This window comes from Halomonas sp. NyZ770, assembly GCF_020616575.1.
GTDB lineage: Bacteria > Pseudomonadota > Gammaproteobacteria > Pseudomonadales > Halomonadaceae > Vreelandella > Vreelandella hamiltonii.
Genome location: NZ_CP085143.1, coordinates 2,708,657 through 2,728,406, shown reverse-complemented (window position 1 = coordinate 2,728,406; position 19,750 = coordinate 2,708,657). Strand labels below are relative to the sequence as shown.

At 61.0% G+C, this 19,750-nt stretch carries 15 protein-coding genes and 1 pseudogene; 10 read left to right on the top strand and 6 right to left on the bottom strand.

The window, feature by feature from the left end; genetic code table 11:
- The first annotated feature begins 70 nt into the window (after nucleotides 1-70).
- The 5 genes from LG409_RS12640 (at nucleotide 71) to LG409_RS12620 (ending at nucleotide 8,889) form a co-directional block, all read left to right on the top strand.
- Complete coding sequence (locus tag LG409_RS12640) at nucleotides 71-616, top strand: hemerythrin domain-containing protein (protein ID WP_039176212.1); 546 nt, start codon at nucleotides 71-73, stop codon at nucleotides 614-616.
- A gap of 145 nt (nucleotides 617-761) precedes the next feature.
- Nucleotides 762-1,559, top strand: coding sequence for a glutamate racemase (gene murI / locus LG409_RS12635; protein ID WP_227406818.1), 798 nt, complete (start codon nucleotides 762-764; stop codon nucleotides 1,557-1,559).
- Nucleotides 1,560-1,608: 49 nt separating this feature from the next.
- Complete coding sequence (gene trmA, locus LG409_RS12630; RefSeq protein WP_227406817.1) at nucleotides 1,609-2,718, top strand: tRNA (uridine(54)-C5)-methyltransferase TrmA; 1,110 nt, start codon at nucleotides 1,609-1,611, stop codon at nucleotides 2,716-2,718.
- Nucleotides 2,719-2,905: 187 nt separating this feature from the next.
- Nucleotides 2,906-7,729 carry an NAD-glutamate dehydrogenase gene (locus tag LG409_RS12625; protein ID WP_144981592.1) on the top strand — a complete coding sequence of 1,608 codons (4,824 nt, stop codon included), beginning with the start codon at nucleotides 2,906-2,908 and terminating at the stop codon, nucleotides 7,727-7,729.
- A gap of 134 nt (nucleotides 7,730-7,863) precedes the next feature.
- On the top strand, nucleotides 7,864-8,889 hold the full coding sequence (locus LG409_RS12620) for a quinone-dependent dihydroorotate dehydrogenase (protein WP_096922604.1): 1,026 nt from the start codon (nucleotides 7,864-7,866) through the stop codon (nucleotides 8,887-8,889).
- 104 nt (nucleotides 8,890-8,993) lie between these two features.
- Here LG409_RS12620 and rmf read toward each other — a convergent pair whose 3' ends face one another.
- Nucleotides 8,994-9,203, bottom strand: a complete 210-nt coding sequence (gene rmf, locus LG409_RS12615; protein WP_039176196.1) for a ribosome modulation factor — start codon at nucleotides 9,201-9,203, stop codon at nucleotides 8,994-8,996.
- Between the two features lie 410 nt (nucleotides 9,204-9,613).
- On the opposite strand from rmf, the gene rlmKL reads away from it, so the two are divergent.
- Both rlmKL and LG409_RS12605 read left to right on the top strand, forming a co-directional pair.
- Nucleotides 9,614-11,824 (top strand): bifunctional 23S rRNA (guanine(2069)-N(7))-methyltransferase RlmK/23S rRNA (guanine(2445)-N(2))-methyltransferase RlmL, encoded by a 2,211-nt coding sequence (gene rlmKL, locus LG409_RS12610; protein WP_227406816.1) that lies wholly within the window; start codon nucleotides 9,614-9,616, stop codon nucleotides 11,822-11,824.
- Entirely contained in the window at nucleotides 11,817-12,152 is a 336-nt protein-coding gene (locus LG409_RS12605) for a glutaredoxin family protein (RefSeq protein ID WP_081195615.1), read from the top strand. Before rlmKL ends, LG409_RS12605 begins: the two co-directional genes overlap by 8 nt.
- A gap of 6 nt (nucleotides 12,153-12,158) precedes the next feature.
- On the opposite strand, the gene LG409_RS12600 is transcribed toward LG409_RS12605, so the two are convergent.
- Nucleotides 12,159-12,440 carry a hypothetical protein gene (locus tag LG409_RS12600; protein ID WP_039176935.1) on the bottom strand — a complete coding sequence of 94 codons (282 nt, stop codon included), beginning with the start codon at nucleotides 12,438-12,440 and terminating at the stop codon, nucleotides 12,159-12,161.
- 84 nt (nucleotides 12,441-12,524) lie between these two features.
- Between LG409_RS12600 and pdxB the strand changes: the two genes are divergently transcribed.
- The 3 genes and pseudogenes from pdxB (at nucleotide 12,525) to LG409_RS18645 (ending at nucleotide 15,810) form a co-directional block, all read left to right on the top strand.
- Entirely contained in the window at nucleotides 12,525-13,670 is a 1,146-nt protein-coding gene (gene pdxB / locus LG409_RS12595; protein ID WP_227406815.1) for a 4-phosphoerythronate dehydrogenase PdxB, read from the top strand.
- A 98-nt stretch (nucleotides 13,671-13,768) separates the two neighbouring features.
- A complete protein-coding gene (locus LG409_RS12590) occupies nucleotides 13,769-14,848 on the top strand; it encodes a cobalamin-independent methionine synthase II family protein (RefSeq protein WP_096922607.1) in 1,080 nt (359 codons plus the stop codon).
- Nucleotides 14,849-15,810, top strand: a pseudogene (locus LG409_RS18645) (diguanylate cyclase). It begins immediately after the preceding gene.
- A 72-nt stretch (nucleotides 15,811-15,882) separates the two neighbouring features.
- Here LG409_RS18645 and htpX read toward each other — a convergent pair.
- From htpX to msrB, 4 genes are all read right to left on the bottom strand, one after another.
- Nucleotides 15,883-16,788: a protease HtpX gene (gene htpX, locus LG409_RS12580; RefSeq protein ID WP_039176182.1), complete on the bottom strand. Its 906-nt coding sequence runs from the start codon at nucleotides 16,786-16,788 to the stop codon at nucleotides 15,883-15,885.
- Nucleotides 16,789-16,914: 126 nt separating this feature from the next.
- Nucleotides 16,915-18,162: a pyridoxal phosphate-dependent aminotransferase gene (locus tag LG409_RS12575; protein ID WP_081137517.1), complete on the bottom strand. Its 1,248-nt coding sequence runs from the start codon at nucleotides 18,160-18,162 to the stop codon at nucleotides 16,915-16,917.
- A 55-nt stretch (nucleotides 18,163-18,217) separates the two neighbouring features.
- Entirely contained in the window at nucleotides 18,218-19,177 is a 960-nt protein-coding gene (gene ylqF / locus LG409_RS12570; protein WP_081137518.1) for a ribosome biogenesis GTPase YlqF, read from the bottom strand.
- A 94-nt stretch (nucleotides 19,178-19,271) separates the two neighbouring features.
- A complete protein-coding gene (gene msrB / locus LG409_RS12565; RefSeq protein ID WP_081137520.1) occupies nucleotides 19,272-19,670 on the bottom strand; it encodes a peptide-methionine (R)-S-oxide reductase MsrB in 399 nt (132 codons plus the stop codon).
- Nucleotides 19,671-19,750: the final 80 nt, after the last annotated feature.

Genomic DNA, 19,750 nt, shown 5'->3' with positions numbered 1-19,750 from the left:
CTCATGGTCGCGTACCTTGGCTTCTGTAGGGGAGGCATGAGGTATGACACTTATCAAAGGAGACGGCACGATGTTAAACCAACTGCGTCTGGATCATGCCAATATGGCGCGCATGCTGCATGTGCTTCAGCTCAGGCATAAAACGCTGGCTGACGGAGAGCGCCCGGATTTTCAACTGATGCGTGAAGTAGTCGACTACATCTTGTCTTACATGGATGGTTTTGCCGCACCTCTGGAGCGGATCTGTGTCGAGCGGCTACAGGTTCAAGCGCCGGAGCATCAGCCGCTGATGACCCAAATGGCCGATGACTACCGTGAGCTCAAGCCTCGGTTGATGCGCCTGTCCCATGATATCGACATGATCCTCATGGACAACATTCTACCCATGGACCGTTTCGCAGACGACCTGAAGGCGTATCTGGAAGCGCACCGCGCCTATCTGCGCCACGAGCGGGAAGGGCTGTTCCCGCTGATCGACCAGCACTTCACCTCCGACGAGCTGGAAGAGCTGCGCCAGGCACTGCCGGATGGCGCGGAGCAGGAGCTGGAACGTCTCCAATTGGCCTACCCTGACCTTTACGCCGAGTTGCGCGGTGCCGAGGTGCCCTCGCTGTAATTCCTGCGTTGCCCCCTTCAGCGCTGGACGGGGCGTGTTAAACTAGCGCCCCGTTTTGATTATCTATGCAAACGTTCATGCAAAGAGGGTAGCGCAGGGTGGGCAACGTATCCCCAATATCGATTGATCGGCCGGATAACCGCTGATGCCAGGCCCCGTACTGGTATTCGACTCTGGTGTGGGCGGGCTGTCCGTGGCTCAGTCGCTGCGTCAGCACTATCCCCATGCCTCGCTGTGTTACGCCTGCGATAATGCCTGGCTTCCTTACGGTCTGCGCGATGACGTCGTGCTGGCCAAACGCATCGTGACCGTTTGCCAGGCCGCCGTGGCCGCCTGCCAGGCCAGCGTGCTGGTGGTGGCGTGTAACACGGCCAGCACGCTGGCGCTGGAAGCGCTGCGTCAGGCGCTGGCGGTGCCGGTCATTGGTACGGTGCCTGCCATCAAACCCGCCGCGCAGGTCAGCACGACGCGCCATATTGGCCTGCTGGCCACCTCGGCCACGGTCAACCGCCCCTACACCCAAGGATTGATCGAAAGCTTCGCCAGCGATTGCCGCGTCACGCGGCTGGCGGCAGACCCGTTGGTGGTGGAAGCCGAAGCCTGGTTGGCAGGCAAGCCGCTGAACGCCGCCCGCATACAGCAGGCGTTGGCCCCGCTTTGGGAGGCGACCCAGGCGACCCCTGCCCTGGATACCGTGGTATTGGGGTGCACGCACTTTCCGTTGCTGCAGCCGCTGCTGGTGTCACTCTCCCCCGTACCGCTGGCCTGGGTGGACTCCGGGGACGCCATCGCGCGGCGCGTTGGACAGGTGGCCGCCACGCTGATCAGCAGCGTGCCGGATGGCCGCTGCTTTACCACGGCGCCTGCCGCTGCCCTGGCCGATGGCATGGCGCGGTACGGTTTCAGTGCCCCCCAACTGCTCGCGCTGCCCAACGCCGATTAGCGGCGCACTGCCGCCGCTAAGTTCAATTTTCCAGTCAATAGGAGCCACCTTGGCCATCCCCACCGTCGATCCGGCACGCTACGCCGAACAGCTGGCTGACAAACAAGCCTACGTGGAACAGATGTTCGCGGACTTTGCGCCGCCTGGGCTCGAAGTGTATCCCTCGCCCGCCAGTCATTATCGGCAGCGCTGCGAGTTTCGTATCTGGCATGAAGACGATGATCTGTTCTATGCCATGTTCGAGGTCGATCCTGACAATCCCAAACAGAAGCGGGTCATTCGTCTGGACCAGTTTGCCGTGGCCAGCGAACGCATCAACGAGCTGATGCCGCAGTTGCGGGATGCCTTTCTGGCCAGCGATGTGCTGCGCCGTCGGCTGTTTCAGGTGGAGTTTCTGACCACGCTGTCGGGAGAAGCGCTGGTCACACTGATTTACCATCGTCCGCTGGACGACGCCTGGGAAGAGCAGGCGCGCGCCCTGGAAACCGAGCTGGGCATCATGATCATTGGCCGTTCGCGAAAACAGCGCCTGGTGCTCAGCCGTGACCACGTCTGGGAGCGCCTGGAGGTGGATGGTCGTACGCTGCACTATCAGCAGGTCGAAAACAGTTTTACCCAGCCCAATGCGCATATCTGCCAAACGATGTTGAGCTGGGCCCGTGAAGTGACAGCCGGGCATCAGCAGGAAGACCTGGTCGAGCTTTATTGCGGAAACGGCAACTTCACCATTGCGCTGGCGGAGAATTTCCGACGCGTGCTGGCCACGGAAATCTCGCGCACCTCGGTGGCCAGCGCCAATGTCAACCTGGAAGCCAACGGGATCAACAACGCGCACGTGGCGCGCATGTCGGCAGAGGAGTTTGCGCTGGCGCTGAAAGGCGAAAAAGCCGGACGGCGAGTGGCGGAGATGGGGCTGGACGATTACCGTTTCACCACCGTGCTAGTCGACCCGCCCAGAGCCGGGTTGGACGAGCAGAGCTGCGAACAGCTCAGCGAGTACGCGCAAATCGTCTATATTTCATGCAACCCGGTCACGCTTGCCGACAATTTGGCGCAGCTCACCAAAACCCATCAGATCGAGCGTTTTGCCTTGTTCGACCAGTTTCCGTTTACCCATCACTGTGAGTGCGGGGTGCTATTGACACGGCGTAGCGCTTGAACGCAAGTGTCATGGGCCGCTTGTCAATAGTGCTCATGATGCACAAGCGGCATACACCATGAATAACATGCCAGATGGTTAGGGTGCTGGACGAGGGTAGCGTAAGCTATCTGGTAGCGTGGCCTAAAGGCCTATTGTCCTTCGTTTTTTTGGCCCAGGTTGTGGCCCCAGGCAGTCGAGGTGATGGATGCATTACGTTGCGATTGAAGAGAGTCGGCGGGATCTTTTGAAGCAGCTACAAGAGCGCCTGGAAGCGCGACTGGAGCCTGCGCGAGCGGCGGATGTCGAAGCCTTCGCGCGCCATTTCTACGCGACGGTGCCGGTCGAGGACCTGATCGACCGTCGTCTTGACGACCTCTATGGGGCCACGCTCTCGATCTGGCAGTTTCTCCAGCATCATGACCGTCAACACCCTAAAGTGCGTATCTTCAACCCCGATTTCGAAGAGCACGGCTGGCAGTCCAACCACACCTTCGTGGCCGTGCTGCATGAAGACATGCCGTTTCTGGTCGACTCGGTACGTATCGAGCTCAATCGGCGCGGATTGACCGTACATGCCATTCAGAACGCAGTGTTTGCGGTTGCCCGCGATGGCCAGCACCAGCTCAAGGTACTGACCTCGCCCAAGGATGAGCATGCCCCCGAGGCCCGCGAATCCTTGATCGTCATCGAGGTGGATCGTCATACCGATCCTGAATCTTTGGCCAACATCGAGCGCAACTTGCACGAAGTGCTGCGCGACGTGCGCACGGCAGTGGGTGATTACGACGCCATGTGCGGGCAGATCACCTCTGCCATCCAGGAGCTGGAAAAGAACTGTCCGCCGCAGATCGACCCCGACGACCACGAAGAAGCGATTGCGTTTCTCGAGTGGTTGCTGAAGGACAACTTCACATTCCTGGGGTATGACGAGTACCTGCTGGAAGGCAGCGAGCTGCAGCGTGATCCCAACAGCGTGTTGGGCGTGTTCCGCCTGGACCAGCCCCGCTACCGGGAGCGCATCCGCACCGAAGAGGGGGTGGATGAGCACAATGACTACGTGCTGGTGCCGCAGCTGCTCTCGTTTGCCAAGAGCGCCCATCATTCCCGGGTGCATCGCCCTACGTACCCCGACTACATCACCGTGGACCGCTACGATGATGATGGCAACGTAATCGGCGAGCGTCGCTTCTTTGGCCTGTTCACCGCGACCGTCTATAACGAGTCGCCGCGCAACATTCCGCTGCTGCGTCGCAAGCTTAAAGCCGTGACCGACATCGCTGGGTTCAACCCTCAGGGCCACAATGGCAAGCAGCTGCTGCAGGTGCTGGAAGTGTACCCGCGGGATGATCTGTTCCAGATCGGCACCGATGAGCTGGCCACTACCTCTCTGGGCATCTTGAACATCCGTGAGCGCCGGCAGGTACGCCTGTTCATTCGCGCCGACGTCAGCGGTAAGTTCTACTCCTGCCTGGTCTTCGTTCCCCGCGACGTGTTCTCGACCGACCTGCGCCAGCGTATTCAGAACATGCTGTGCGATGAGCTGGATGCGCACTTTGGCGATTTCAACACCTACCTCTCCGAGTCGGTGCTGGCGCGTATTCAGCTGATCCTGCGCTTCAATGGCGACACGCCCAGCCAGTACGACCTGAAGCGTCTGGAGGGTAAAGTGGCACGGCTGTCGCGCAGCTGGCGTGACGACCTGCACGCGGCCATGATCGAAGGGTTTGGAGAAGAGCGCGCCAACCACCTGCTGGACAATTTCCACGATGCCTTCTCGGCCAGCTACCGCGAAGACTTCAACGCCCGCACGGCGGTGTTCGACATTCAGCACCTGCTGAATCTGGACAATGGCGACACGCTTTCGCTCTCCCTGTATCGTCCGCTGGAAGAGCAGGCAGGCGGCATGAACCTGAAGCTGTTCCATCGCGAATCGCAGATCCCGCTCTCGGACGTGCTGCCGATGATGGAGAATCTCGGCCTGCGCGTGATCGGCGAGCGCCCCTACGATATCAATGCGCCTCAGCAGCGCTACTGGATACACGACTTCGAGCTGGAGCACAGCCAGGGCGCCAATCTGGGCGATATGCGCGACACGTTCAGCGAAGCGTTCAAGCGTATCTGGGCCGGCGAAGCCGATAACGATGCCTTCAATCGCCTGATCGTCGGGGCCGGTCTGGACTGGCGGGAAGTGGCCATGCTGCGCGGCTACGCGCGTTACCTGAAGCAGATTCGCTTTGGCATGTCCCAGGATTACATTGCCGCCACGCTGGCCAACTACCCGGTGATTACCCAGACGCTGGTGGAGCTGTTCCGCCTGCGCTTCGACCCGGCCCAACAGCAGCCCGGCCAGACCGACGACTGTCTGGCGCGTCTGAACGAGCACCTGGAAGGCGTTGCCAGCCTCAATGACGACCAGCTGCTGCGCCGTTTCATGGAGCTGATCCAGGCCACGCTGCGCACCAACTATTACCAGAAGACCGACGCGGGCCGCTTCAAGGATTACATTGCCTACAAACTGGAACCGTCGAAAGTGACCGGTATGCCCAAGCCGCGTCCGGCCTACGAAATTTTCGTCTGCTCGCCCCGTGTCGAAGGCGTGCACCTGCGGGGTGGCAAGGTGGCGCGCGGTGGCCTGCGCTGGTCGGATCGCCTGGAAGATTTCCGCACCGAAGTGCTGGGGCTGGTCAAGGCGCAGCAGGTGAAGAACGCGGTCATCGTGCCGGTAGGCGCCAAGGGCGGCTTCGTGTGCAAACGCATGCCTGAAAATGCCGACCGTGAAACTCAGCAGAAAGAGGGCATTGCCTGCTACCAGATCTTCATTCGGGCGCTGCTGGACGTCACCGATAATCTGGTCGGGGGAGAGGTCGTGCCGCCGAAGAACGTGGTGCGCCACGATGACGACGACACCTATCTGGTGGTGGCTGCCGACAAGGGCACCGCAACGTTCTCGGATATCGCCAACGCCATTTCCGTCGAGTATGGCCACTGGCTGGGGGATGCGTTCGCCTCTGGTGGCGCCAATGGCTACGACCACAAGAAAATGGCGATCACCGCACGGGGCGCCTGGGAGTCGGTCAAGCGCCACTTCCGCAACCTGGGCGTGAACACCCAGCAGGACCTGTTTACCGTGGTAGGCATCGGTGACATGGCCGGGGACGTGTTCGGCAACGGCATGCTGCTGTCGGACAAGATCCAGCTGGTGGGGGCGTTCAACCACCTGCATATCTTCGTCGACCCCAACCCTGATGCGGTAGCGGCGTTTGCCGAGCGTCAAAGGCTGTTCGACCTGCCGCGCTCCAGTTGGGAAGATTACAGCGCCGAGCTGATCTCTCAAGGAGGCGGGGTGTTCAGTCGCAGCGCCAAATCCATCGCCATCAGCCCGGAAATGCAGCAGGTGTTCGGAATCACCGAGGCGCGTCTGTCGCCCAATGATCTGATTCGCGCCATGCTCAAGGCCCAGGTCGACCTGATCTGGAACGGCGGTATCGGCACCTACGTGAAAAGCGCCGATGAAACCGATGCCGACGTGGGCGACAAGGCCAACGATGCGCTGCGTATCAACGGCAAGGAGCTGAACTGCCGAGTCGTGGGAGAAGGCGGTAACCTGGGTCTCACCCAGCGTGGCCGGATGGAAGCAGCCGCCAACGGCGTGCGGGTGTACACCGACTTCATCGACAATGCCGGGGGCGTCAACTGCTCCGACCATGAGGTCAATATCAAGATATTGATCGACGAAGTGGTCAAGCATGGCGACATGACCGACAAGCAGCGCAACCAGCTGCTGGCCGACATGACCGACGAAGTGGCCAACCTGGTCATTCTGGACAACTATCGCCAGACCCAGGCGCTGGACCTGTCGGAAATTCTTTCCCATCAGGGCATGGGGCCGTATCGCCGCTTCATCAGCGAACTGGAAGCCGCTGGTCAGATCGACCGCGAGCTGGAGTTCCTGCCCACCGACGAGGTGCTCAAGGAGCGTGCCAGCAGCGACCAGGGCATGCGTTTGCCGGAACTCTCGGTGCTGATCTCCTACGCCAAGAGCACCTTGAAGGGGGATTTGATCAATTCCGAGGTGCCCGACGACCCCTACATCCATCGCCATCTCGAGCGGCTCTTCCCGGCGGTGCTCACCGAGCGCTACCAGGGCGAGATGTACGAGCACCGCCTGAAGCGTGAAATCGTGGCCACTCAGGTCGCCAACGATCTGGTCGACCACATGGGCATCGTCTTCGTGCGCCGCTTGATGGACTCCACCGGCGCCGGCCGGGCCGATATTGCCCGGGCCTACGTGGTCGCCCGCGATGCCTTCAACCTGGCGGACCTGTGGGCGCAAATCGAAGCGCTGGACAACCAGGTCTCCAGCCGGGTGCAGTACTCCATGATGCTGGACCTGATGCGTCTGGTGCGTCGTGCCACCCGCTGGTTCCTGCGTCAGCACCTGGGGCTGTCGACTCAGGACACCATCGAGTACTTCGGGCCGCGTCTGGCCCAGCTGCAGGAGAGCATCGGTGAGCTGCTCAGCGGTGAAGAGCAGCAGGAGTGGCAGGCACGCTGCGACGAACTTCAGCAAGCCGGCGTGCCGGAGTCCCTGGCCGCTACGGTGGCTGCGGCACCGCGCCTGTACGCCAGCCTGGGGATCATTCAGGCGGCTCGCTTGACCAACGAGAAGCCCCAGCGGGTGGCGGAAGTCTTCCACGAGATTGGCAGCCGTCTGGAGCTACCGTGGATGATCCAGCAGGTCACCCAGCTGGAAGTGCGCGATGCCTGGCAGGCACAGGCCCGTGAAACCTTCCGTGACGATATCGATCGCCAGCAGCTGGCGCTGACCACCAGCGTATTGAAGCTGGAAGCGGGCAGCCGCGACACCCAGGAGCGCGTGGCCCAGTGGCTGGAGCAGCACGCCGAGCTGCACCGTCGCTGGTGCCGCTTGATCGAAGAGGTCCGTAGCGGCAGCGAAGGCGGTTTTGCCCTGTTTGCGGTCGCCGTCCGTGAGCTGGTGGACCTGGCCGAGAGCGACAGCGAAGCCTGACGCCTGACGAAAGGCCCACTCAAGGCCGCGCCCTGGTTCACCAGGGCGCGGCCTTTTCATTCTGCCTCGCTGGGCCAAGTGCGTTATACTGCGGCCGCCTCGCCAACAGCCCATCGCCCAGGAGTGTCTCGCTGATGTATACCCTTGCCCGCTCGCTCATGTTCCGCCTGGATGCGGAAACGTCCCACGGTCTGGCGCTTGGCGCGCTGGATACGCTGCACCGAGTCGGTGGCGTGAAGCGGCTGTATGGCGAGCCGATCAGCGACCCGGTCGAGCTGATGGGGCTGCGCTTTGCCAATCGCGTCGGCCTGGCAGCCGGGCTGGACAAGAATGCCGATCACCTGGATGCCCTGGGTGAGCTGGGCTTTGGGTTCGTGGAAGTGGGCACCGTCACGCCGAAAGCGCAGCCGGGAAACCCCAGGCCGCGTCTGTTTCGCCTGGCCGAACACGGGGCCATCATCAACCGCTTCGGCTTCAACAACAAAGGCGTCGAGCACCTGGTGGCACAGGTCAAGAAGCGCCACTATGGCGGTATCGTAGGCATCAACATCGGCAAGAATTTGACCACCTCGGTGGAGCAGGCGCTGGATGACTACCTGCTGTGTCTCGACGCCGTGCATGGGGTGGCCGATTATATCGCGGTCAATATCTCGTCGCCCAACACGCCGGGGCTGCGCACGCTGCAGTTCGGCGAGCAGTTGGATGCACTGCTGGGGCCGATTCGTGCCCGCAGCCAATCGCTGGACGACGCGCTGGGTCGCAAGGTGCCGCTGCTGGTGAAGATTGCCCCCGACATGAACGCAGAGGAAGTGGCGCTGGTGGCGGGCAGTATTTCTCTCAATAGGTTGGATGGGGTGATCGCCACCAATACCACGGTGTCTCGTGAGGCCGTTCAGCAGGACCCCCAGGCGCAGGAAGCCGGTGGGTTATCGGGCCGACCGGTGTTCGAGGCTTCCAATACGGTCATCCGGCTGCTGCGTGCCGAACTGCCTGACCTGCCGATCATCGGCGTGGGCGGCATCGACAGCGCGGCGGCAGCGCAAGCGAAAATCGAGGCAGGTGCCGACCTAGTGCAGCTCTATTCAGGCTTGATTTATCAGGGGCCGACGCTGGTGAAACAGTGTGCCGAGGCGCTCAAGGAGCAGGCTTCTGCCCACTGACAGGACAAGCGCGGGGGAGAGGTGGGCAATAAAGGGGTAGGCAATAAAAAGCCCGCTGGCTAGCGGGCTCCGTACTCCAAATGTCCGTGTAAAAGGTAAATAAATCAGGTCATGACCATGGGGTTTTTATGGATGCCGGAAACGCCGACCATGCCATCCCACTGGTCTCCGCGACCTTCACGCCAACCGCTCATCCAGTACTCGCGTAAATTGACATCTTGACTGGGGCAATCATCACGGGAGCGACCCGTAATACCCGCTTTATAGCCGTGAACATAAGCCCGCTGGAAGCGATCACGTTTTTGTCGTTTCATTGGCTAACCTCTTTTCACGAAAACCTTTGATAAGAAGCAAATGGCCAGCAAACGGGCAGCTCATTGTCTACCGAGCTCCTTTCAAGCGTCATCACGACGCCGACCATTGCTGCCAACTCTGCTTCGAGAGGTGACTTCAAGTCCAAGAGTGAGTCTTCGCCAGTACCTTGGTGTCTAGCACTCACGTGCTGAACAGGTAAAGCCGCCGACTCGACAAGCCGTGGGTCGTTACAGGAGTCTCCTTGCGGAAGTGCACAGTAATGACCCAGACAAGCAACGCATGCGTTTTTAGTAGCTACCCTTTTATTGATAGACCATCATGGGGTCACTTGTCGACCATCAAATTGTCATAAGACGTAAACTCATTTGACATATACAGGAATATCGCGCGGTGACGCGCGGCGAAGAACATGACCGAGCTGAGCCAAACACCCTCTTTGAATCTGCTGGCCACCTGCCCCAAAGGCATCGAAGGCCTGCTGGCAGACGAGCTGCAAGCGCTGGGCGCCGAGCCTGGTAAAACCACCGTGGCCGGTGTCTATTTCACTGCCGACCAGGCCACCGCCTATCGGGTCTGCCTGTGGTCGCGACTAGCCAACCGCGTCATTCTGCTGCTGGCCCGGGAAAGCATGATCGAGACCGCCGAGCAGGTGCGCGATGTGGTAGCACGCATTGCCTGGCGTCAGCATCTTGCACCAGGACGCACCCTGGCGGTGGATTTTCATGGCCGTAGCGAGCACATTCGCCACACCCGGTTTGGCGCGCAAACCGTCAAGGACGGGGTGGTGGACTCGCTGCAGCTCTCGGGGCAGGAGCGCCCCAATGTGGATACCAAAACGCCAGACCTGCGCCTTTATGCGCACCTGCATCGTGCCAACCTGAGCCTGGGTATCGACCTCTCAGGCGAGAGCCTTCACCGGCGCGGCTACCGGCGTGACGTCGGGCATGCGCCGCTCAAGGAGAACCTGGCCGCTGCCTTGCTGGTGCGTGCAGGCTGGCCCGAGCGCGCCAAGGCTGGCGAGCCTTTGCTGGACCCTTTGTGCGGGGCTGGCACCCTGCTGATCGAGGCCGCGTTGATGGCCGCCGACCAGGCCCCCAACCTCAACCGTGAGCGTTTCGGCTTTCATGGCTGGGCGGGGCATGAGCCTGCGCTCTGGAGTGAGCTCAAGCGCGAAGCCGAAGCGCGGGCGTCGATTGGCCGCAAGCGCTGCAGGAACCCACTGATCGGCTTCGACCAAAGCCCTGCAGCGCTGAGTGCCGCCAAGTCGAACGCCATGCGCGCGGGCATTCCTGCGCTGATCAGCCTGCATGGCCAAAGCCTGGCCCAGCTCACTCGCCCCGCCGACCTCACCGCAGAGCAGGGCCTGTTGATCACCAACCCGCCCTACGGCGAGCGTTTGGGCGAATTGCCGGAATTGGTCAGGCTCTATGCCCAACTGGGGGAAAAGGCCAAGGCGCTGTTCCCCGGCTGGATGCTGGCGCTGTTCACCGGCAATCCGGACCTGGGGCATCGCTTGGGGCTGCGCGCCCATAAGCAGTATGCGCTAAAGAATGGTGCGCTGGATGCCAAGCTGCTGATGATGCAGATCGGCGCAGCCAGGGAGTCTGCCGTGCCCACCGATTCCGCCACGGCAGAGGCCCCGGCGCCGGAACGGCCTGCCAAGCCAGCGGCGTCGGAAAATGCCCAGATGTTTGCCAACCGCTTGGCAAAGAATCAGAAACGCCTGAAAAAGTGGCTCAAGCAGAGCGGTGAAACCTGCTATCGCCTCTACGATGCCGATATGCCGGAGTATGCGCTGGCCATCGACCGCTATGGTGATCGCGTTCACGTGCAGGAGTATGCCGCGCCGGGCTCCGTGAACCCTGCTCAGGCACAAAAGCGGCTGTTCGACGCGCTGGAAGTGCTGCCTGAGGCGCTGGACGTGGACCCCAGCAAGATTTATGTGAAGCGTCGTGAGCGGCAAACCGGCGCCGCCCAGTACCAGAAGCGCGATGCCAGCGGCGAGCGTTTCGAAGTGCGTGAGGGGAGTGCGCGGCTGTGGGTCAACCTGCGCGACTACCTGGACACCGGGCTGTTTCTCGACCACCGCCCCGTGCGGCGTATGCTGGGCGACATGGCCAGCGGCAAGCGCTTCCTGAACCTGTTCTGCTACACGGCCACGGCTACCGTACAGGCCGCGCTAGGCGGGGCCAGCGACAGCGTCAGCGTCGACATGTCCAACACCTACCTGGAGTGGGCCAGAGACAACTTCAGCCTGAACCAGCTGGATCACCGGCGGCACCGGGTGGTCAGGGACGACTGCTTCCGCTGGCTGGAAACGGCCAATGCCGATTTCGACCTGATCTTCATGGACCCGCCGACGTTCTCGAACTCCAAGAAGATGCGCGATACGCTGGATATCCAGCGGGATCACCCAAGGCTGGTCGAGCTGGCCATGGCGCGTCTGGCGCCGGGTGGCGTGCTGGTGTTCTCGAACAACCAGCGGCGTTTCAAGCTGGACGACGCGCTGGTGCAGCGTTACGCAGTGGAGGAGATCACCGCGCGCACCTTCGACCCGGATTTCCAGCGTCGTACCAACCTGCATCACGTCTTTTTGATCAAGAGCCGAGCCGATGATTAAACTCTCCATCTACACCACTCTGGGCTGCCATCTGTGCGCTCAACTCGAAGCGCTGGTGACCACCCTGGCCAACCAGCCAGTGGACTTGCGGCGCATCGAAATCAGCGAAGACGACGCGCTGGTCGAGCGCTACGGCGTGCGTATACCGGTGTTGCTGGATGAGCAGGGCGAAGAGCTGGACCGGGGCTTCGACCTGGCGCGGCTGAGCCAATGGCTGGAGCAGCGAGGCTGGCTGGACGAAGCGGCGCTGGCGGCCCTGACCAACCCGCCAGCCCCGACGCCCCCAGTGGGGGCGCACCAGCGTAATGGGCGTCGGTTTCTGGGGTAGGCGTGCCTACAGCACGTCCAGCAGCGACAGCTGGCGCATGGCCTCCTGGCCTTCGGGGGTGTGGTCGGCGGCTTCCAGTACCTTGCGAAAGCCTCGCGAGGTCTGGATGGTGGACTCGTCCTCCAGCCACATCTGTGCCTGCGCCAAGGTGTCGGCCAACTGATGTTTCAGCCCGCCAAACTGGGTGCCGATCTGCCCCCAGGCGCGGCTGAAAATCCAGTCGCCGAACATATCCTGGTGAATGTGCACCAACACATAGTCATGGTCGGTTTCCCAGCGTACGATCACACCCATCTCCTTAACGCCATCATGTTCACGCCTGCACAGCAAGCCGTTGCGGGCGTATTGTAAAGCCCGGAAATCAAAACGCCTATGAAACTTGTCATCGATGCCAACATCCCCGCCGCCGACGCGTGCTTTGGCGGGCTGGGCACCTTGCACCGCCTGCCCGGGCGCGAGATTCGCGCGGCCGACGTGGCCGATGCCGACGCGCTCATCGTGCGCTCCATCACCCGGGTCGATGAGGCCTTGCTGGCCAACAGCCGTGTTGCCTTCGTCGGCACCTGCACCATCGGCACCGATCATATCGACTTGAACTACCTCTCAGCCCAGGGCATCGGGTTTGCCAGTGCGCCTGGCTGCAATGCCGACGCCGTGGTGGACTATGTGCTCAGCAGCCTGTTGACCGTGAGCGAGCGGGAAGGGTGGCCGCTGCTGTCGCGCCGTGTGGGAGTCGTCGGGGCCGGTAACGTCGGCAGCCGCTTGCTGACGCGGCTGAGCGCGCTGGGCATGGAAGTGCTGGTATGTGACCCGCCCCGCGCCGAGCAGGAAGGCCCTGAGGGCTTCGTGGACCTGGATACCCTGATCGAGCAATGCGATGTCATTTGCCTGCATACGCCGCTGGTCAAGCACGGCCCCCACGCGACGTACCATTTGTTGAACGCCGAGCGGCTCCAGGAACTGGCCCCGCAAACGGTGCTGGTCAACGCCGGGCGCGGGGACTGCATCGATGGGCTGGCACTGCGCAGCCGCCTGGCAGGCAAGGGCGACATCACCGCCATCCTCGATGTGTGGGAAGACGAGCCGGGCATCGATGCCGGCCTGAGGGATCTGGTGGCCCTGGCAACCCCGCACATTGCTGGCCATAGCCTGGACGGCAAGCTGCGCGGCACCTGGATGATTCAGCAGGCGCTGGCCAAACATTTCAATATGGCTGCTGGGCCTGCATTCGCCGATATCTGCCCACCACCAGCGCTTGCCTCGCTGACGTTACAAGCCCCTTTGGCACCTGAAGAGGCCCTTGAACTGTGTATTCGCGCGGTGTACGACGTTCGTTGTGACCACGACACGCTCGTTCGCAAGACGCATCTTTTCGGCACGGCCAAAGGCTTCGACGATTGTCGGGCGAACTACCCGTTACGACGTGAGTTCGCCTCGCTGACGGTTCGGCTGTCGGGGCAGGCGCAACCCCTAGAGAGCCTGCTGAGAGGGGCGGGATTTAGCGTAATGTTAGAATAAAAACCTACTGGTGGGGCTATGCATGTCTCTTTACACTGGCTAAAGCGAACTATATTTACCGAGAAGGCACATAAACGCAGTGACGCTAGGGGGCAGCAATGATACTACCTACAGAATCCATTGGCAGTATTCCCCGTTCAGAGAAGCTGATGGAAGCGCAGCGGCGGTTTGACGCTGGCGACATCGACAAGCCCACCATGGAGGCGTTTTATTACGAAGCCATCCAGCAAACGATCAGAGAACTCGAGGCGACGGGCTCTCCTATCATCACCGATGGCGAACAACGTAAATCCCATAGTTTCGCAACCTATTCGGTAGAGGGCGGGAAGAACTTCGCGCCGGATGGCCTCGAAATCCCCTTCAGCGACGGTCATGTACGGCGTTTGCCCCGTTTGATGGCTGGGCCATTTCGCTATGCCTTGTCTGCTGCTGACACGCTTTCGCTGAGCATGCCGCTCACGAGCTTGCCCATGAAGCAGGCCATCATTTCAGCCTCGGCGCTGAGTCTCATGTATCCCGTCAACGAACTCGAAGGCTACGACCGCGAAACGTTTCTGAACGATCTGATCGATGAGCAGGAAAAGGAGATTCGAGGCTGTTTCGATGTGGGTGCACAAAAGGTGCAGATCGACTTCACCGAAGGGCGATTGGCACTCAAGCTCGATCCCAGCGGGAGCGTACTGAGCAGCTTCATCGAGCTCAATAACCGCGTACTGGAGAGGTTCTCCAAGGACGAACGCCAGCGCATCGGTGTTCATACCTGCCCCGGGGCCGATCAGGACTGCACACATAGCGCCGATGTGGATTATGCCGAGCTTTTGCCAAGCCTTTTCGAACTCAAGGCCGGCAACTTTTATATCGCGATGGCCGGAGAGTCCAACCCGGAACGTGCGCTCAAGATTGTCGCGCGCTATTTGAAGCCTTGGCAACGCGCCTTCATTGGTGTCATCGACGTCAATCATCCGCGTATCGAAACGCCGGAAGAGGTGTGCGAACGGGTCCTTCAGGCCGCACGTTTCATTCCCCTCGAGCAGCTTGGCACCACTGACGACTGCGGTTTCTCACCATTTTGCGACGATGTGTCCACCTCCCGCGAAACGGCTTACGCCAAGATTCGTGCACGCGTGGAGGGAACGGCCATGGCACGAGAGCAACTGACGTCCCCACGGATGGCTTGAATGGGTGGCTCGTTATCCCAAAGCGTCGCCGTTTTCGATGCCAATGGTCGCTTGATCGACTGGAACTCAGGGTTTATCGAAGAGTTTGGCGATGCCGTCAAGGTGCTAGGCAAGGGCGCCAGCGCGCGCGATATTTACAATGCTTGCCTGCTGCCTGAGCGAGCCCTGGATCTCACCTGGGCGTTAGACGGTGCGCCACCGCCGCCGTTCGAGTATATCAATCACCGTCGTCGGCTTTTGGTCACTCAAAGCCTGGGGGGCAGTGGCCATGTCTTTCGCGTGGCTCACGATATGCAAGACTCGCCCCCTCTTCATCCGGCGATGCTCGATGAAAGCGCCGAGCTTTTACGCTCTACGGCGCTCAGGATCTCTGCAGCGATCATCAAGCGCCGTGAGCAGGAAACCCTGCGCCTTCATGAGCTGGCGCTCAAAGATGAGCTGACTGGAGTGGCCAATCGGCGTTACTTCAATACATTGCTGGATATCGAATGGCAGCGCTGCCGACAGGGAAGCTTGCCGATGTCGATGATCTTCATCGATATAGACTTCTTCAAGCACTACAACGATTTCTATGGACATCCCAGTGGAGACGAATGTCTCAAAGTCATCGCAGCAACATTGGCGGCGAACTTGACTCGGCCGGATGGCCTGGTCGCCCGCTACGGGGGGAAGAGTTTACCTGTTTGCTGCCGGGCACTGATCTGGCCGAGGCGACGCGCAAGGCCGTCGAGCTCGAGTTGGCCGTCAGGGCGCTGGCCATGGAGCATAAAAAATCGCTGGTTGCTCCAGTGGTCACCATCAGCCTGGGGGTCGCTACGGCGCTTTCTTTGAAGGATCATCCTTCATCGATGCTGGTACGTGCCGCAGATCAGCAGCTTTACGCAGCCAAGGCGGCGGGCAGGGGATGTGTGCGTGCGTCGCTTTCTGACAACGCAGTATTTCCGAATCAGAGATGGGTCTGAAACGTTACGGCGACCTTGAGACTTGCGTATCAAAGTCGCCGTGGTGCTAAGAAACCGGCGTGGCTAGCAACATCACTGACGGTAGGCGGCTTCTTTCAGGGCGCGAATGCGGTCGTCCAGCGGTGGGTGGCTGGCGAACATGCGCTCCATCAGCGAGCGGGTCTGGCCTTTGGTGATGGCCATGGCGCGCATCTGGTCGGGCATCTGGTCGGGCATTTCGGTTTCGGCCTTCAGGCGTGCCAGGGCGTTGACCATGGCGCCGGTGCCCGCCAGGCGTGCACCCGCTTCGTCGGCGCGGTATTCGCGGTAGCGCGAGAACCACGCCACGATGGCCGACGCAATGATGCCAAACACGATCTCGGCAATCATGACCACTGCAAAATAACCCATGAAGCCCAGACCGCCTTCACCGTCGCTGCGGCTTTTCAGGAAGGTGTCGATCAGGTGGGCGACGGCGCGGGCAAAGAACATCACGAAGGTGTTCACCACGCCCTGGATCAGCGCCAGGGTGACCATGTCACCGTTGGCCACGTGGCCAATCTCGTGGGCCAGTACCGCGCGGACCTCTTCGGGGCGCATGCGGTTGAGCAGGCCCGCCGAGACGGCTACCAGCGAGTCGTTCTTGTTCCAGCCGGTAGCAAACGCATTGGACTGCTGGGCCGGGAAAATGCCCACTTCGGGGGTCTTGATCCCGGCTTCACGGGAAAGCTCGGCCACGGTGTCCACCAGCCACTTTTCGGTGGCATTGGAGGGCGTTTCGATGATCACCGTGCCCGTGGAGCGCTTGGCCAGCCATTTGGACATGAACAGCGAGATGATCGAGCCCGCCATGCCGACGATGAAGCAGAACAGCAGCAGGCCAGTGAAGTTGATTCCCTGGCTGCGCAGATAGCCCTCGACGCCGAACAGGCGCAGCGTAAAGCTGGCCACCAGTACGACGGCGAGGTTGGTCGCCAGAAACAGCATAATTCGCATCATGGGTGGGTTTCTCCCTTCAGGTTTATAACGGGGTCTTGCTGGAATATGGCTTAGATGCGTGCCCGTCGCTACAGTTTCAAGTAGCTGTTTTTAATGCTGTAGCGACGGACATGAAGACTGAAATAACTATTGCCGATAGCGTGACAGGAAATTGGCAAAGCGATCCAGCGCGTCGCCCAGCTGGTCGGCCCAGGGCAGCGTCACGATGCGCACGTGGTCCGGGTCTGGCCAGTTGAAGGCCGTGCCTTGCACCAGCAGGATCTTTTCTTGCAATAACAGGTCCAGCACCAGCTGCTGGTCATTCTTGATATTGAAGACCTTGGGGTCCAAGCGCGGAAACGCGTAGAGCGCCCCTTTGGGTGTTACGCAGGAGACACCGGGAATGGCGTTGAGCTTCTCGATGGTGATGTCCCGCTGCGCCAGCAGGCGCCCGCCAGGCAGGATCAGGTCATTGATGGACTGGTAGCCGCCCAGCGCCGTTTGAATGGCGTGCTGGGCAGGTACGTTGGCGCACAGCCGCATGGAGGCCAGCATGGTCAGGCCCTGAATGAAATCCTTGGCCCGCTGTTTGGCCAGCGTGCCGGAAATGGTCATCCAGCCGGAGCGAAAGCCAGCGCAGCGGTAGCTCTTGGAAAGCCCGTTCATGGTGATGACCAGTTGATCGTCGTCGGCCAGCGCCCCCGTGGCGGTGTGCTCGACCCCGTCGTAGAGAATCTTGTCGTAGATCTCGTCGGAGAATACCACCAGATTGTGCTGTTTGGCGATCTCGAGGACTTCCCGCACCACTTCCGGAGAGTACACTGCCCCGGTGGGGTTGTTGGGGTTGATGATGACGATGGCCCGGGTACGGCTGGTGACCTTGGCACGAATGTCGGCCATGTCCGGCGCCCAGTCGGCCTGCTCGTCGCACAGATAGTGAACGCCGTGGCCGCCCGACAGGTGGGCAGCAGCGGTCCAGAGCGGGTAGTCCGGTGCCGGGATCAGTACTTCATCGCCATCGTTGAGCAGCGCCTGCATGGCCATGACGATCAGCTCGGACACGCCGTTGCCGATATAGATATCTTCGATACCGACGCCGGGGATCTGCTTGCGCTGGCACTCCTGCATGATGGCCTTGCGCGCAGAGTAGAGCCCTTTCGAATCACAGTAGCCCTGGGCGGTGGGCAGGTTGCGCATGACGTCCTGGAGAATCTCTTCCGGTGCCTCGAAACCAAAGGGGGCCGGATTGCCAATGTTGAGCTTGAGAATCCGCTGGCCTTCCTCTTCCAGGCGCTTGGCATGGTCGAGAACCGGGCCGCGAATGTCATAGCAGACATTGTGCAGTTTATGGGACTTCTTGAGCGTGTGTGATTCGTTAGGCTGCGCGGTGTCCATGGGGTGCGTTATCCAAAAGTGTCCATTGCCGTGGGAGTGACTGATTATTCGCCCATTATGCGTTGCTTGATGGCGAGCTGTCTTGGTCGATTTGCTCCACGGGCGGTGGAATGTCCTCGGGGGTTTCCAGCGTCAGCCTGCCCACCTTGCCGTCGCGCAGTTCATGCAGCAGCACTTCGGCGCCTCGGTGCAGGTCCACGGCGCCGCCAGGGCGCAAACCACCGCGCTTGCTGGCAATTTCGGTGAGGATGGCGTGGCCATCGAACCCGGCAATGGCCATAAAGTCGGGCTTCTGGGGGCCATCGGCATCGACCTCTGCCTGAGGGGTGGCAGGGGCTTCATAGCGGGGCAGCGCCTTGAGCTTGTAGCGGGCCGTCAGCGCGTCGGGGTAGCGTTTGGCGAGTTCGGCACAGGCCACCATGGCCACATCGGTATACTCGATGGCCGTGTCGCGAATGGCACCGCTGGCCGCCAGCCGGTAGGCACTGGCCTGATCCTCGATTTTGGGCCACAGCACACCAGGCGTATCGATCAGTGCCACGCGGCCATCGATGCGTACCTTTTGCTGGCGCTTGGTCACGGCGGGCTCGTTACCGGTCTTGGCGATCTTGCGTCCTGCCAGGCCGTTGATCAGCGTCGACTTGCCGACGTTGGGAATCCCCATGACCATCACACGAACATCACGGTCGGCACGCACCGCACCGGCCAGCTCATGGCAAAGCCGGGGAATGCGCTTCAGTTCCCGGGTGTTGGTGGTGGTGATGGCCAGCGCCCGTGTGTCGGCTTGGGCATCGAAAAACGCGACCCACTCGTCGGTACGCGCAGGGTCGGCCAGGTCGGCACGCGACAGAATCTTGAGGACCGGCTTGTGGCGGGTCAGCTCGGCCAGCATCGGGTTGGCGCTGGAGTAGGGGAGCCGCGCATCGAGCACTTCGATCACGACGTCGATTTCCGGCAGCGCGTCCTTGATCTGGCGGCGGGCCTTGTTCATGTGTCCTGGGAACCAGCCGAGCATGGGGATCTCCTGCAAGCACTAACATTCGGCATAAAAAAGCGGGCCGCCATTCTAACAGATGGTGCCCGCCTTGCTGCGCTTCGTTTGGGATCAATTATTCGTCGGGGTGAAACTCCAAAGAGACCGAGTTGATGCAGTAGCGCAGGCCCGTCGTTTGCGGGGGGCCGTCGGGAAACACGTGTCCCAGGTGGGCATCGCAGTGGGAACACACTACTTCGGTGCGAATCATGCCGTGGGAAGTATCGAGATGCTCTTCCACGCAGCGGATGCCCAGTGGCCTGTCGAAGCTTGGCCAGCCACAGCCTGCATCGAACTTGTGTTCGTTCTCGAACAGCGGCGCATGACAGCAGACGCAGTGGTAGATGCCTTGGGCATCGCTCACTTGATAGTCACCGGTAAACGGACGCTCGGTTCCCTTCTCCCGAGCGACGCGGTACTGCTCCGGGGTCAACTGCTGGCGCCACTCTTCAGGGGATTTCGCTATTTTCGCCATGGGGCTCTCCTCTCCCTCCGGTTGCTGATAAGCAGAGGCTTATGGGGCAGGCAGGATACCACCGTTATGCCTGACGCTAT